General features: G+C 39.8%; 15 protein-coding genes. 14 read left to right on the top strand and 1 reads right to left on the bottom strand.

What is annotated here, in order from left to right:
* Positions 1-7 precede the first annotated feature (7 nt).
* A complete protein-coding gene (locus PL11201_RS20085; RefSeq protein WP_234996787.1) occupies positions 8-427 on the bottom strand; it encodes a DUF433 domain-containing protein in 420 nt (139 codons plus the stop codon).
* Positions 428-592: 165 nt separating this feature from the next.
* On the opposite strand from PL11201_RS20085, the gene PL11201_RS20080 reads away from it, so the two are divergent.
* The 14 genes from PL11201_RS20080 (at position 593) to PL11201_RS20015 (ending at position 15,131) form a co-directional block, all read left to right on the top strand.
* Entirely contained in the window at positions 593-877 is a 285-nt protein-coding gene (locus PL11201_RS20080) for a BrnT family toxin (protein ID WP_079680655.1), read from the top strand.
* On the top strand, positions 864-1,160 hold the full coding sequence (locus tag PL11201_RS20075; RefSeq protein WP_079680654.1) for a hypothetical protein: 297 nt from the start codon (positions 864-866) through the stop codon (positions 1,158-1,160). Before PL11201_RS20080 ends, PL11201_RS20075 begins: the two co-directional genes overlap by 14 nt.
* A 579-nt stretch (positions 1,161-1,739) precedes the next feature.
* Positions 1,740-2,096: a metal-sensing transcriptional repressor gene (locus tag PL11201_RS20070; RefSeq protein ID WP_079680653.1), complete on the top strand. Its 357-nt coding sequence runs from the start codon at positions 1,740-1,742 to the stop codon at positions 2,094-2,096.
* A gap of 77 nt (positions 2,097-2,173) precedes the next feature.
* A complete protein-coding gene (locus PL11201_RS20065; RefSeq protein WP_079680652.1) occupies positions 2,174-2,818 on the top strand; it encodes a DUF2834 domain-containing protein in 645 nt (214 codons plus the stop codon).
* Between the two features lie 104 nt (positions 2,819-2,922).
* Complete coding sequence (locus PL11201_RS20060) at positions 2,923-4,560, top strand: efflux RND transporter periplasmic adaptor subunit (RefSeq protein ID WP_079680651.1); 1,638 nt, start codon at positions 2,923-2,925, stop codon at positions 4,558-4,560.
* Between the two features lie 170 nt (positions 4,561-4,730).
* Positions 4,731-8,045 carry an efflux RND transporter permease subunit gene (locus PL11201_RS20055; protein ID WP_079680650.1) on the top strand — a complete coding sequence of 1,105 codons (3,315 nt, stop codon included), beginning with the start codon at positions 4,731-4,733 and terminating at the stop codon, positions 8,043-8,045.
* Positions 8,046-8,156: 111 nt separating this feature from the next.
* A complete protein-coding gene (locus PL11201_RS20050) occupies positions 8,157-8,573 on the top strand; it encodes a XisH family protein (RefSeq protein ID WP_079680649.1) in 417 nt (138 codons plus the stop codon).
* Positions 8,561-8,896, top strand: a complete 336-nt coding sequence (locus PL11201_RS20045; RefSeq protein WP_079680648.1) for a XisI protein — start codon at positions 8,561-8,563, stop codon at positions 8,894-8,896. Before PL11201_RS20050 ends, PL11201_RS20045 begins: the two co-directional genes overlap by 13 nt.
* A 96-nt stretch (positions 8,897-8,992) precedes the next feature.
* Positions 8,993-9,580, top strand: coding sequence for a GUN4 domain-containing protein (locus PL11201_RS20040; RefSeq protein ID WP_079680647.1), 588 nt, complete (start codon positions 8,993-8,995; stop codon positions 9,578-9,580).
* Positions 9,581-9,592: 12 nt separating this feature from the next.
* Positions 9,593-10,876, top strand: a complete 1,284-nt coding sequence (locus PL11201_RS20035) for a hypothetical protein (protein ID WP_079680646.1) — start codon at positions 9,593-9,595, stop codon at positions 10,874-10,876.
* Positions 10,877-11,150: 274 nt separating this feature from the next.
* Positions 11,151-11,399: a hypothetical protein gene (locus PL11201_RS20030; protein WP_079680645.1), complete on the top strand. Its 249-nt coding sequence runs from the start codon at positions 11,151-11,153 to the stop codon at positions 11,397-11,399.
* 183 nt (positions 11,400-11,582) lie between these two features.
* On the top strand, positions 11,583-12,695 hold the full coding sequence (locus PL11201_RS20025; RefSeq protein ID WP_079678737.1) for an IS630 family transposase: 1,113 nt from the start codon (positions 11,583-11,585) through the stop codon (positions 12,693-12,695).
* A gap of 47 nt (positions 12,696-12,742) precedes the next feature.
* Complete coding sequence (locus tag PL11201_RS20020) at positions 12,743-14,128, top strand: DUF3370 domain-containing protein (RefSeq protein ID WP_079680644.1); 1,386 nt, start codon at positions 12,743-12,745, stop codon at positions 14,126-14,128.
* Between the two features lie 73 nt (positions 14,129-14,201).
* The gene (locus PL11201_RS20015) at positions 14,202-15,131 is read left to right on the top strand and encodes a DHH family phosphoesterase (protein ID WP_079680643.1); all 930 of its coding nucleotides are present in this window, start codon (positions 14,202-14,204) and stop codon (positions 15,129-15,131) included.
* The last annotated feature ends 266 nt before the right edge of the window (positions 15,132-15,397 follow it).

Here is a 15,397-nt window from a genome sequence, read left to right as displayed (position 1 = left end):
GCTGAAATCAAACGAGGATTAGAATTAGTTGAAGTAATTTCCCAAATTGTCCTAAGCTCAATCCCTGCTGTATCGGGTACAGTCCAATCAACTTTAAACTGTTGCCCAAAATCAGTAATATTAGGATCAATTTTTCTTGTAACGGAGATGGTGGACTATTGCGCTTTAATTCTTCCACCCTAACTCGACTTTCAGCAGTGCGACGATCAATTTCTTGTCTATGATCGTAATAATAGGTCATTGCTGCATGAACAGAGGCTAGAGGCAAATCATACTTACCCGCGATTTCTTCTATAGAAATCCCCATTTTGAGATACATTTCGGCGATGTGTGCTACAGCAATTCGATGACCGGAAATGCACGGTTTACCACCAAGCACCCCAGGCGTGATTTCAATATGTTCGATGATGACGGATTCCTTAGACATTATAGTAAAAGACTCTTAATAGTTAATATTTAAGCTCTTTAATGTTAGCACAAACAAATGTAGTGCGATCGCGTTCTGCATTTAATTTTTGTAAGAAAAAAAAGCCTAGTTTCGCCGATACTTTCGCTTTTCTCTAAATAATGTTAATATCGAAGTAAGGATAGTGTGTACAGACTGCAAGGTGTTGACTTTGAATGGGACACAAACAAAGCCGAGAGCAACCTAGAAAAACATGGCGTTAGCTTTGAAGAAGCCGCAGAAGTTTTCTTCGATCCATTCTATCAAGAGGGAGACGCTACTGCCAATCAGGAACCGCGCGATTTTATACTGGGTTATTCCCTTTCTCAACGCCTATTACTCGTCGTTTATGTAGAACGTAGTCTGCGAATCCGCATCATTTCTTCCCGTCCCGCTACCCGCACTGAAAGGAAATTATATGAACAATCCTGAAGCAGAAATAAAATTGCAATTGCGGCCACGAATCACGGAAACAGTCTCAATTGAAATCCCAACAGATACTTTAGAATCACTGACAAAAATAGCGACAATTCGAGATATGTCTGTAGAAGCATTGCTGAAGTTTTATATAGGACAAGGCTTACGGACAGACTTAACTAAAGCCTTTTCAGAACGCTTGTTGGATACAACGGCTCAAGTTCTGGCCAGACATCTTGATTCAGAAGAAGAAATATCCACCATTATTAGAGAAATTCAAGCTGAAACTGCACGTTAAATGATGGCGTAATTACAAAAATAAATGCGATCGCCCTTTTTTTCCCAATAACAAAAAGTGCGATCGCCATTCCTTAAGTTAAAATATAAGTTGTCATAATCGAGGTAAATTACTACTGGTAGAAGTTTACAGAATTCGCATTCGAGAATAAAAATTGACAGCGATCGCCATTTTTTCCCAAATAACCAAAAAGTGTGATCGCTCTTTATTTAGAAGATGCGATCGCTCTTAATTTTCCGAAAGTGCGATCGCCTCATATCAAGCTTTTACCCGTTACAAACTCATAGTAAAAAGAATACGCTCATAAAAAATTATTAAAAAATTGGGCAGCTTTAGCAATCTCCAAACCTTGTTTCTATTCTATTGTTTAGTATAAGATTGTTCTATTTTTTCCCTATTTTAAATATTAATATAAATTTTAAAACTTTGCTTGATTTTATACAAATACAGCCAAGAAGTGCTGAAGCACAACAACGGTTGTTATTTCAGTGAAACCCTTTAATCATAAACTATTGCGTACAGAAACATAAATTAAGGTACAATCATAGAATATTTATCAATTGTATATCAATAAAACCAATGAATGACTTAGATCCCACAGTAGAAGAACTCAACAACTTGCTAGAACATCATCATCATCATCCTGAACATTCTAGCCATCCCCATATTCATAGTGAAGAATCTTTGAGAAAGATAGTCAATCGTCTATCACGACTAGAAGGACATATTCGAGGCGTTAAAACCATGGTACAGGAAAATCGCCCTTGTCCCGATGTCTTAATCCAAATTGCCGCGATTCGAGGAGCTTTAGATCGGGTAGCACGAATTATTTTAGATGAACATTTGAGTGAATGTGTTGCAAGGGCGGCAAAAGAAGGGAATATTGATGTTGAAATTGAAGCCTTAAAAACAGCATTAGATCGGTTTTTACCCTAAAAATCAGTCATCATTTAATAGTTTATTACCCATTACCAATTCGTAATTTGTAATTACCCATTACCCTAAGTTTAATTATGAAAAATAAGATTATTTTTGGTTTGATTTGGCTTGGATTTACTCTATATGCGTTTATATTTGCACCAACCGATCAGCCGGAAACCTTGGATTTAATCAAAAATCTCTCAACGGGGAACTGGACAGGAATTAATCCTTTGATTATTGCCCTATTTAATATTATGGGAATTTGGCCGTTAATTTATAGCTGTGTTCTATTTATTGATGGACATGGGCAAAAAATTCCAGCTTGGTTGTTTGCAACTTTATCCTTTGGGGTAGGTGCTTTTGCAATTTTACCTTACCTAGCTTTGCGCCAACCCAACCCTCAATTCTCAGGAAAAAAATCATGGTTTATAAAAATATTAGATTCTCGAATTACAGGACTATTATTAACAATAGGAACAATTATACTGGTTATTTATGGTTTAACCCAAGGCAATTGGGAAGATTTTATTCAACAGTGGCAAACTAGCCGTTTTATTCATGTTATGAGTCTTGACTTTTTATTGTTAAGTCTTCTGTTTCCGGTTTTATTAACAGATGATCGAGCTAGACGAGAAATGAAAAATTCTGTAATCTTGGAGTCGATCAGTTTAATTCCTTTATTTGGGGCACTATTTTATTTAACTACGAGAGTGCCTTTGACTGCTCAAACTGAGTGATAAGAATTATTTTGTCGATCTTAAAATTCTTACAACATCATCTATAATACACTTCCAATATTCTCAATTGAGTTTATTCTCCGTTTCCCGTTTTCGACAAAACCATGAACAAGCGTCTAGCATCTTGGCATTCCTATTTTCCTCTCATCCTAACTAGCTTTCTAATGACTGCTTGTGGAGATGAACCCCAGGCGGCGGCACCTCCACCTGTCTCGGTGAATTTAGCCGTGGTAGGCAAGAGTAATGTTAGAAATACTAGCGAATTTAATGCTAGGGTGGAAGGGATTCAAAATGCGGTGATTCAACCTCGTGTTAGTGGCGTGGTGAAACAGGTTTTTGTCCGTTTGGGCGATCGCATTTCTCAAAATACCCCCTTAATTGCAATTGACGCGCGACAACAACAGGCAAATTATGAAGGTCAATTGGCCACCGTTGAGTCCAGAATCGCACAATTAAATAGTGCTAGGGCCAATCTTGATGCCCAACGATCAGAATTGAAGCGAATACAAGCCCAACTTACTTATCAATCCCAAGAAGCTGATTTACAAGATGCTCAACAAAGCCTAGCCGCAGAAAAGAATGAAAAAGAGCGATTACAGTATGAATTAGAATACACCTCCGTTGCTGATGAGCTAAAAACCGCCCAAGAGAATGTGCAGGTAGGGCTTAAAGAACGGGAGCGCCGACGGGCAATTATGGACGAGCGGAAAAAAGCCTATGATCGCTATCAACAACTGTATGAACAAGGAGTAGTTTCCTCAGAAATCTACGATCAAAAATTAAGGGACTATCAAGCATCTCAAGCGGATTTTGCGGCTCAAGAACGGGAGATTATGTCCCTACAGGCGAAGGTGAGAACTTCGCAACAAAACCTAGACCGTCAAATTTCCACTTTAAACACCCAAATAGAGACTCAACAAAGACGGGTGGATGCTTCTCAAGCAAAAGTTGAAAGTGCCACGCAGAATTACAGTCGTCAAGTCTCAACCCTAGAGGCTCAAATTGCTAGTCAGGAAAAAGTGATTGTGGCTCAAGAATCGGATATACAAAGACTACAGCGAGATATTGACCAAGCCCGGTCAACAGCAACGGCTGGACAAATAGAATTAGGATATTATCAAATCAATTCCCCGATTGATGGGATGGTGGGGGAGGTATTGGTAAAAGTTGGGGATTTGGTCAGTAATCAAACCACGATTACCACGATTCGACAAAATGATTTATTAGAAGTTAAAATCAATATCCCCATTGAACGTCTATCTCAAATCAGAGCCGGAACTCTAGTAGAACTCAGGAGTCAGGAGACCGGAGAATTAATCGGAAATTCCCAGGTGTCCTATATTGCCCCCAGTGCGGGTACAGGAACCCAAACAATTTTAGTTAAAGCGATTTACAATAACCGTGATAATAGACTGCGGACGGATCAAATTGTCCGAGCTAAGATAATCTGGGAACAACAACCTGGAATCACAGTTCCAGTCACCTCTATTAGTCGGATTGGAGATCAAAGTTTTGTCTTTGTTGCCCAAGAACAAACCAAGGAGGGGAAAACTCAATTAATCGCCAAACAAAAGCCCTTACAATTGGGCAGTATTCAAGGTCAGAGCTTTGAAGTCTTATCGGGTTTGAAAGCTGGAGAAAAGGTGGTGACAGATGGCGTGGTCAAGTTACGAGATGGGACACCAATCACGGATAAAAAACAACAATCCACGACCGACGCCCCCTCACCTGGAAAACAATGATATGAATTACGAATTATGAATTACGAATTACGAATTACGAATTACGAATTACGGATGGTTGCCTATTCCCTATTCCCTTCTTAAGTCTTTTCTGTTGCCTGTTGCCTGTTGCCTGTTCCTTATCCCCTATTCCCTTCCACAGCTAACTACCAACCCCACAACCAGCAAGAATGCTTCTATTTGTTCAAACCTTTATCAAACGACCCGTCCTAACGACGGTCTGTAGTATCCTGATTATTTTGATCGGGGCTATCTCCATTCCCCTACTGCCGATTACCCAACTGCCCAACCTGGCGAATACCAAAATTAGTATAACGGCGGCTAATATTGGTGCGGATGCTGAAACCACTGAAACTACGACCACCACGATTATAGAACGGGAAATTAACGGCGTGGAGGGGATGAAATATATGTCCTCCAGTACGGGAAATAATGGGATTAGTAATATTTCCGTCTATTTTCCCAATGATGCTGATCGGAATATTGCTCAAGTTAACGTCCAAAATCGAGTGGGTCAAGCAGAATCCAATTTACCGGATATTGTCAAACAAACCGGAGTTACGGTTCAAGCTTCATCGCCCAATATTCTGTTAGTTATAGCCTTTTATTCTGATAAAGACGAAACGGGAAAACCCTTATACGATCCCACATTTATTAGTAACTATATTGATCTTTTCATTGTTGACCAAATTAGTCGGGTTCCTGGGGTTGGTCAAGTCACCATCTTTGGGGAACGCAAATATGCCATGCGACTCTGGCTCGATCCGTCTCGGATGGCCGCCAGGGGATTAACGGCTCAGGATGTGATCGCGGCTTTACGCGAACAAAACGTCCAAGTCGGGGCGGGAAAAATTGGTCAACAACCCACTCCCCCTGGTCAATTGTTTGAAATTCCCCTACAAGCTGCGAGTCGGCTTAGGGGTGCGGAAGAATTTGAACAACTGGTACTGAAAACCAATGATGATGGCAGTTTAATTACCGTTCGGGATGTGGGAAAGGCGGAGTTAGGGGCGGAAAGTTATGACCTAGAATCCACCTTTAACGGAGAACCCGCCGTTGGTTTAGGGATTTATCAATTACCCGGAAGTAACGCCTTAGAAACCTCTGATCAAATCAAAGCCACGATTGCGGACATGAGTAAGAGTTTCCCCCCCGGACTTAAAAACCGTATTGCTTATGATACGACTCTGTTCATTAAGGTGTCCCTTGAGGAAGTGGTGATCAGTTTACTGATGGCCGTTGGCTTAGTGGTGTTGGTAATTTTTATCTTTTTACAGGACTGGCGAGCAACTTTAATCCCCTCCATTGCCATTCCGGTGGCCTTAATCGGGGCGATGGCAGGGTTAAAAGTCTTTGGTTTTGAACTCAATACCTTAACCCTATTTGCTTGTACCTTGGCAACGGGGTTAGTGGTGGACGATGCCATCGTAATTGTAGAAGCCGTCTCAATCAAAATTGAACAGGGGATGAAAGCCCGTCAGGCGGCTTTAGATGCCATGCAGGAACTCACTGGAGCGACCATTGCCACTTCGGTGGTGTTGATGGCCGTCTTTATTCCCGTGTCCTTTTTCCCGGGAACCACCGGGGCGATTTATCGGCAATTTGCCCTGACGATTATTTTTGCCTTGGTATTTTCTACCTTTAACGCCCTTTCCTTTTCCCCCAGTATGGCCGGGTTATTACTCCGCCCCAAAGGGGAAAGCCACGGGCCTTTAGGATGGTTTTTTGATCGATTTAATCAAGGTTTCGGTTGGGTACAGGAAGGGTACCGTAAATTCATTACCTTTTTAACCCGGATTAATGCCTTAGTTATGGGTGTGTTTGTGGCGGGGTTAGTGGCAACGGTGTTCATGTATCAACTGGTTCCTTCGGGATTTGTTCCCGAAGAAGATCAGGGCTATCTGCTGATTCTATTTCGGGCTCCTGATGGGGTGTCCCTCAACTATACCGCTAAAGCCTCGCAGCAAATTGTGGATCGGGTTTTAGCCATTCCTGAAATTGAAAGTGCCTTTGTGGTGCCGGGATTTGGTTTTGAGGGACAAAACCCCAGTCAGGGGATCGCCTTTGTGTTACTTAAACACTGGGAAGAACGCCAGAACCCAGAACAATCGGTTTATGGGGTTTTAAGAAAATTAAATGCGTCTTTACAATTAATTCCTGAAGTTCAAGCCTTCGCGGTGAATGCTCCCCCGGTACAGGGTTTAAGTACGACCGGAGGCTTTGAATTTCAACTCTTAGATACTACGGGGACTTTACCAATTCAATCCTTAGTGGAAAATGGCAATCGTTTAATCGCTGCGGCCAATGCTAATCCGACTTTCGCCGGGGTATTTAGTCAGTTTTCAGCCGGTAAAGCTCAGAAGCGAGTGGAGGTTCTGCGCGATCGCGCCAAAGCCCTAAATGTCAATATTAATGATATCTTTGGCACGCTACAAACCTATTTAGGGTCATCCTATGTGAATGATTTTGTCCTGGGTCAGCGTCAATATCGGGTTTATGCCCAGGCTGCCCCAGAATTTCGCGCTAGACCCGAAGATATTTCTCAATTATATGTGCGTTCCCAAGACGGCGAGATGATTGCCCTGAGTAATTTGGTGAAACTGACTGATTTTGTCGGGCCAGAAACTATTAACCATTTTAATATCTTCCGTTCCATGCTAATTCAAGGCAACCCCGCCCCCGGTTCTAGTACGGGCCAAGCGATCGCCGAGATGGAAAAATTAGCCTCTGAGGTCTTAGACCCCGGTTTTGATTATTCCTGGCAGGGAAGTGCCCTGGAGGAAAAATCCTCCGGGGGTTCGGCGATTTTAATTTTCGGATTAGCTTTTATTATGGTATTTCTGGTGCTATCGGCCCAGTATGAAAGCTATATCGATCCGACGATTATTATGTTGTCCGTGCCTCTGGCGGTTTTGGGGGCAATGGCCGCGGTTTGGTTCCGGTCGAATATCCTGATGCAAGGGACGGTCTGGCCGGTGATCACCAATGATGTCTATGTGCAGGTGGCCTTGGTGATGTTGATTGGTTTGGCGTCTAAAAACTCGATTCTGATTGTGGAGTTTGCTAACCAACTGCGGGACAAGGGGTTAAATATTACCCAAGCAGCTATTCAAGCTGCGGAACAACGGTTTCGACCGATTCAAATGACGGCTATTTCTAGTTTAATTGGGTTTTGGCCGTTGGTTGTTGCTTCTGGTGCGGGTTCTAGTAGTCGTTGGTCATTGGGAACGGCAATTTTTGGGGGTTTGTTAGCAGGAACGGTGTTAAGTTTGTTAATTACACCCAACCTATACATTACGATTAAAACCCTGGAATCTCGTTTTCTGAAAGGGGAAAAATCTGATAAGTCTAATAACAATAAATCGGATAAAAATAACCCCCCCTCTCCACCGGAAGATCCCCATTCTAAGGGTAAAAGTTCTGAGACTTTGGCCCCCTCAGATAATGGTTCTATCCAACCCGATAGTAGTGTCAGTAAACCCTAAATTGTTACCGATCAATCTGGGAAAATGTCAAATAATAGGGTATCTAGGTCATAGTTGCAGTCGAGTTCTGATAGACTCAAGTTAACCCGGTTAGGAGGACTAGCATCCACCATGGCTAAAGACATTTTCCATCAACAGGTTAGAAATGCTTTAATCAAAGATGGATGGAATATTACTCATGATCCTTTAACAATTCGCATTAGCGAATCCATAAAATTACAAATTGATTTGGCGGCAGAAAGTGCGATCGGTGCAGAAAAAGATTCCGAAAAAATTGCCGTAGAAATTAAAAGCTTTATTGGAGACTCTGATATTAGCTCTTTTCATACTGCCTTGGGACAATATCTTAACTATTGTCAAGCCATGGAAGAAAAAGAACCAGAGCGGATTGTTTATTTAGCAATTCCTTCTGAAACTTATAAGGATTTTTTTCAGCTTTCTTTCATCCAACGTGCTTTGAGACGTTACCAAGTCAAGCTAATGATTTATAATCCTAAATTAGAGGAGATTAAGCAATGGATAAAGTAGAAGGTTATCGACAATTGATTAAACAAATTTTGACCGAACACGCCCAGACCGCAACAACTGAGGATACGGTGAAGGCAGCGTTAATCTTTGATAGTGAACATGACCATTATCAACTCGCTTATGTGGGTTGGCAAGGAGATAAGCGGGTATTTGGCCCAGTGCTGCACTTTGATATTCAAGAGGGCAAAATTTGGATTCAGTATAATGGAACGGAAGACTCTGTTGCCCAGAGATTAGTGGAGATGGGCGTACCCACTTCAGATATTATTCTGGGTTTTCATTCCCCTTTCAAACGCCAATTTACGGGTTATGCAATGGGCTAGTTAAGTTGAATAAACCATGAAAAACTGGGCTTAAGTTAACAAGTATTATGATGGCTATGGTTAGTCGTAAACTTTCAATCAAATCCTCTATAAAATATGTCAAACGCATCGCAACAACCCAAACAGTCTAAACCTCAATCTCAACCGTTGAGTTTAGATGCTTTATCAGAACGAGTTGAACGCTTAGAACAGAAGTTAGATAAAGCGTTATTATTATTAACGGATATATACCGATACCAAAAATTACGGGATTTTTTAGAAGCTGAAAATTGGAAGGGTGCGGATGAGGAAACCACAAGAATTATGTTAGAAATTATGGGGAAAACCAGTCTGGAAAATATTATTCCTGATGAAGTCATGAATTTTCCCTGTAGTGCATTAAGCCTACTGGATCAACTGTGGATGAGTTACAGTAAAGATCGTTTTGGCTTTAGTGTTCAACAACAAATTTATACCAGTTTGGGGGGAACCGATGATATTTCTGATATTGATATGAAAGTTTTACAAGCCATGGAGGCTCAATTTGGATGGAGTGTCAATAATAAATTATTAGATTATGACGATCTTGATTTTAGTTCAGAAGCTCCTGTGGGGTGTCATCCGTCTGGGTGGTGGAGATCGCCCTACGGAGCCAAAATGGAAGTCTATTTTATTGCCCGTTTAATTCGTTGTGGTGTTGATTGATCTGGAGCATTTATGAATCTTAATGGATTTAATCATTGGTTGAATCAAAGACAAATTCAACTCTTAGAATCCGCTTATCAAAGTGCCCAAGAAATTCAAGCCCTCGAAGATCAATATTTTCAGGGAAACCCAATTGGGTATGGTCTTGAATCTAAAAAAACCGTGGTTGATTATGTTAAAAGTTTACGCGATCGCCACCTCTTAACGATTCGTTTTAATTTGAGTCAATTCAAGTTGAATAGTTTTTTGTGGAATTATCAATCCTTATCCCAGGAAGAAACTTTTCAATCCGTTGGTATTCCCGAAACTGAAATTATCGAAAAGCTGGATTTTATTGATGGGGTGATCAAAAAATATCGGGACGACTCGGAGGATGCCTTAATTAATGGTTTAGCCAATACCTCGACACCGATGGGGTTAACACCGGAAGAATTAAAAACAGAAAACAATGAATCTGCGATCGCCCGTACCCTAGATACTCCAATTATATCGGCGACCTCTATTATTACACCTCAACCCCAAAATAATTGGTTTAGTTGGGGATGGTTTGGGGGAAATAAAGTTAAACCTGACTATGAGCAACAGGTAGTTCAAGAATTAAGAATTAGACGCATCCAAGATAAAATGGCTAGGCGTTGGATCTTGATTTTATTCTTGATTCCCGTGTTGGTTCAAATCGCTGTAAAAAATATAGTTTTTAACCCTTTAATGGGAAATTATAGTGACAAACATCCGACTAAAATAGAACTGAGTTCTGCGATTCAAGAGGAATTTTTACAGGAGTATTCTTTTTTTAAAGAAGGTTTAGAAATCAAACGGTTATTGGCAAGAAAACCGATGCTTTCTGAGGAAGAAAAAGAAGAAAAATTATCAGAAAAAGCCACTGAAATTTGGCGAGAGTCTCGCAATCGTGCCTTGAATGGATTCAAAAATATTTTATCCGATGGTGTAGCTTTACTTACCTTTGGGGGATTAGTTTATTTTAATCGAAATAAAATCACGGTATTAAGAGGTTTTTCTAATCGAACTTTCTTAAATTTGAGCGATCCTTTAAAAGTATTTTTATTTATTTTAATTACGGATATGTTTGTGGGCTTTCACTCCGCCGAAGGATGGGAAGTTTTATTAGAAGGTGCGATCGCTCATTTTGGACTTCCAGAAAGTAGGGTAGCAATTAATGGTTTTATTGCAACGGTTCCCGTGATTATTGATTCCTGTATCAAATTCTGGATTTTTAGCTATCTCACCCGTTATTCTCCGGCTGCTTCTGCTATTTACGAGCGCATGAATACCTAATCTATATAGAATTTGTAGTCTGCTGATTCATAGTTCCCAGGAAAACTTATATTTTCAGTATATCAGTTGAATATATCAGTGTTTCATATTGATGGAAAAACCACATATTTATAAAGGATTAAGCCTCTAAAACTCTACAAATTGTATCAACTTTTTTAAACTTTTGTGAACAAGGTTAAAAATATTGTTCAAAAACAGAAAAATAGAGCTACTTTTAGAATATAGGGCTATGATTGCAACAAATTATATTTAGGATTATCAAAGGAAGATAGTTATGAATATGCGACTGGTAATTTTTTCTGGAATGGTGATGATGATCGTCGGTACAATTGCCGGACTGGGGGCTTCTAAATATAGCGAGAAACACTATCAATGCTGTAATATTGGCCCTTCCTTGGACTTAGGCTACAGTCAGTCGCGCGACCCCCGGACTTATGCCCTAGCAGGGGCAGCCATGGGTTTTGTTTTTGGTTCTACCCTAGAGTTAGTCAGACAATCTGCTCCGCAAGAAGCGGAAAAGTAGTCTCCGTTTTAATCTCTGTTGATATCTTCATAGATGTGGCGACTGCTATATCTAATCAAGCAGAGTAAAGGGTTGTTTCTATCGGTTTATCAAAAGAGCCAATTATGGTAATAATATTATTAAGCTGTTAAGCATCTAAATAGGGTATAATGAAAAACTAAGTTTAGAAAAATCAATAAAAATATGCCTGCTAAAAATCACTTAAATGAAAAGCAAGTAGAGAAACTACAGAAAAGATTGAAAGAGGAAGAAAATGGACAAATTAGAGAAAGAATCTTGATTCTACTATTGCTAAATGATGGTAAAAAACAAAGTGAAATTGCCAATTTTTTGGGATGTTCAATAAATAAAGTATGTTATTGGTGTGTACATGGAGATCCGGACAAGTTAGAAAGCCTAAAAGATGAAAGAATGAAAGGAAATTATAGAAAAGCCACAGATAAATATATAGAGATATTATTAGAAACTGTAGAAAAAGAACCGGAAGAATTAGGATATGAATTTGGGAGATGGACAGGAGAAAGATTGGCAACTTATTTAGAACAAATCACAGAAATAAAATTAAGTGGTTCACAAGTGAGAAGGATATTAAAGAAAAAAAAGTATGTTTACTTGTGGGCAAAGTATAGCTTGGAAGAGAAAAGAGATCCAGAAAAAAGGAAATTATTTAAAAATAAAATAGAAGAGTATTTAAAAATAACAAAAGAAAGTCCAGAACAATTACAGGTATGGTTTTGGGATGAAAGTGGATTTAATTTAAGAGTAATAAAAAGAAAGAACTGGTGTAAAAAAGGAAAGAGGAGAAAGATTAGAGGAGACAGAAGAAAAGGAAAAGTTAATGTTATGGGAGGATTGAGGTACTCGGACAAAAAAAGATTTGTAGAATTTCTGGATAAAGGGAATGCAAATAATTTTTATCAAGTGTTAAAAAGTTTTTATCAAGAGCTAATTCATGAGTGGGTATTAGCGGGAAATCAAGCAGAAGAATTTGTAGAAAAAGGAGCCAAGATTGTCATTATTCTTGATAATGCAAGTTTTCACAAAAAAGAAGAATACCTAGAAAAAATCAAAGCAGAAATGCCGAATATCTATTTAGAATTTCTTCCAGAATATAGTCCAGATTATAATTTAATTGAATTGGTCTGGCATTCAGCTAAAGAATATATTGCTAATCGACTCTTTAAATCAGTTGATGAGCTAGAGTGTTTATTGCATCAGCTTTTAAATGAGGGACAGTTATCTATTAAATGGGGACGTAAACTTAAAAACAAAGGTAATGCTATAATCACAGTTTAAATGCACAACAGCTTAACATTAAAACTCACCCGGACAAATCATTATTTATGTTTCCATTTATTCCTACATTTGTTTTAGCAGAAGTGATTACCATTCCTCCCCCCAATTCAGGAAAACAATATATTACCCAACGGCAGGAAATTAGAGCTTTACCGGGACAATTGAATGAAATTCCAGTATTTAATAGTAATAGTCCCGAAGTAGTGCAAGGGGAAGGAATTTTATTATCTACCTTTCCCCAAACCGCTAAAAAATTTCCAAACGCTCACCTAAATGTACCGATTAGCGGAAAGTTTGAATTTTTTTCCCATCATATTGCTCGGCCGATTAATAAACAACAAACCCTATATCAAGGCGTATTGGTTTATAATCCCAGTTCTCAACCCGTAACCCTAAATATTCTGCAAGGAATTAGTTATGTGACCTCACCGGACGCGCCCTTTATAGAACTACCGTCTCTTGTAGAAGACCCCCAGGGTCGGGTATTTTCGGGGCCAGGGTCACGGATGGCGGGGGATATTTTGCGGGGAAGACATCAACGCAGCTTTCCCGAACAAATCATAATTCCGCCCCAACAAACCCAGATATTGTTTAATTTACCCATCCCAACGGCCAGTGCCCGTTCAACCCTACTACGATTACAAAGCAATGGCCCTGTATACCTAGCGAATTTAGTGCGGTTTAACTCCCCAATGAATTCTCCGATGATTCCCAATATCCCACGGTTGTCTCTATCTGGGTTTTTTCCCCCACAAATTCCAGCTTTAGCCCCATGGCAGAATTTTTTAAATATGGGAAAACTGGCTGAACCCAGAGATGTGATCCCAACCTCGGGAGATAATGTCTACACAGGAGAAAAGGTTTATGGTCGTGTGGCGGGGGTATCTGTAGGTTCCCAATGGACGGGGACAGTGGTAGACCGTCCGGGGATGAATTATTTAACCATTCCCGATCGGGGGTCGGCTTTTTCCTATCCTTTAAGCACGGTATCGACGGCAACTTTAGGAACCCAGCAGGTTCAAAGCGCACCCTTGTTAGCTCGTTATCCTGATACAGCCCTGCGCGCCCATGGCAATTATGGGGTGCGTTATAGTCTCACTTTACCCTTATATAATCCTACCCAACAATCCCAAACCGTGAGTTTATCAATTCAAACTCCCTTTAAACAAAATGTGGCATCTAATCGGTTAACCTTTATTGACCCCCCCCAGGGACAAATATTTTTTCGCGGGACGGTGCGACTGAATTATGTTGATGATTTTGGACAAAACCAACAGCGTTATTTTCACCTAGTCCAACGCCAGGGACAACGGGGGGAAGGGTTAGTCAGCTTAAATTTACCTGCGGGGGGATCTCGTGCGGTGGGAGTGGAGTTGATTTATCCCCCCGATGCGACCCCGCCCCAAGTATTAACGGTAAAAACTTTAGACTAACAGTGGAAACTGACCTTATTTAGCTCTAAAATTAAGCACTATAATTAGGATATTTAATCCCGAGGGAAAAACAATGACTCAAAAATATAGATTGGTTACCCGTAGCGATTTTGATGGTTTAGTCTGTGCGGTGCTTTTAAAAGATTTAGAGATGATTAATGAAATTAAATTTGTCCATCCTAAAGATATGCAGGATGGCAAAATAGAAATCAATAATCAGGATATCACCACTAATTTACCCTATGTTGAAGGGGTTTATCTTGCCTTCGATCATCATTTTAGTGAAACCCTTAGAAATCCTTCTATTCATCAAAATTATATTATTGATCCCAAGGCGGCTTCGGCGGCTAGGGTTTTATATAATTACTATGGAGGAAAGGCTAAATTTCCTAATATTTCTGAGGAAATGATGCAGGCAGTGGATAAGGCAGACTCCGCCCAATTTAATCGGGAAGAAGTTTTAAACCCTGAAGGCTGGGTTTTATTAAACTTTATAATGGATGCTCGAACTGGATTAGGAAGATTTCGAGATTTTCGGATTTCTAATTATCAACTAATGATGGAGTTAATTGACTATTGCAAAAACCATCCAATTACTGATATTTTACAACTTCCTGATGTTAAAGAGCGAGTAGAAATTTATTTTGAACATGAAGAAAATTTTAAAGAACAACTGAAACGCTGTTCTCAAGTGCATCAAAACTTAGTGGTTTTGGATTTACGCCCTGAAGACATTATTTATGCGGGAAATCGGTTTATGATTTACGCTTTGTTCCCGGAATGTAATATTTCTATTCATATTTTATGGGGAGTTAAACAACAAAATACGGTATTTGCTGTGGGGAAATCTATTTTTCAAAAAACCTCTAAAACTAATATTGGAGAGTTGATGTTAAAGTATGGGGGTGGGGGTCATGAAAACGCTGGAACTTGCCAAATTGATAATGATCAGGCTCCGCACATTTTAGAGGAATTAATTGCTCAAATTAATCAGGACGGTTAAGTTTAATAGTCTGGTTTCTAGGGATGTTTCATGTTTGAGAATTATCGCGTTGTTTTTGGCTATAGCAAGTCTAAATGAATTGTACAAAATAATGATCAAAATTATTAACCCTAAAAAATGGACACAAATTCGTTGTGTAGGGGGACGGGGCACCTCGCCCCTACGATTATTTGGATTTCCAGCTATTTGTACAACTGATTTAGACTTGCTATAGCAATCCTAAATTTTATCGTAGGGGTTGGGTCTCCCAACCCAAGCGCAAAGAG

This window comes from Planktothrix sp. PCC 11201 (assembly GCF_900009135.1).
GTDB lineage: Bacteria > Cyanobacteriota > Cyanobacteriia > Cyanobacteriales > Microcoleaceae > Planktothrix.
Note: the sequence above shows the minus strand (reverse complement) of the source record. Positions and strands in the feature narration are given on the sequence as shown.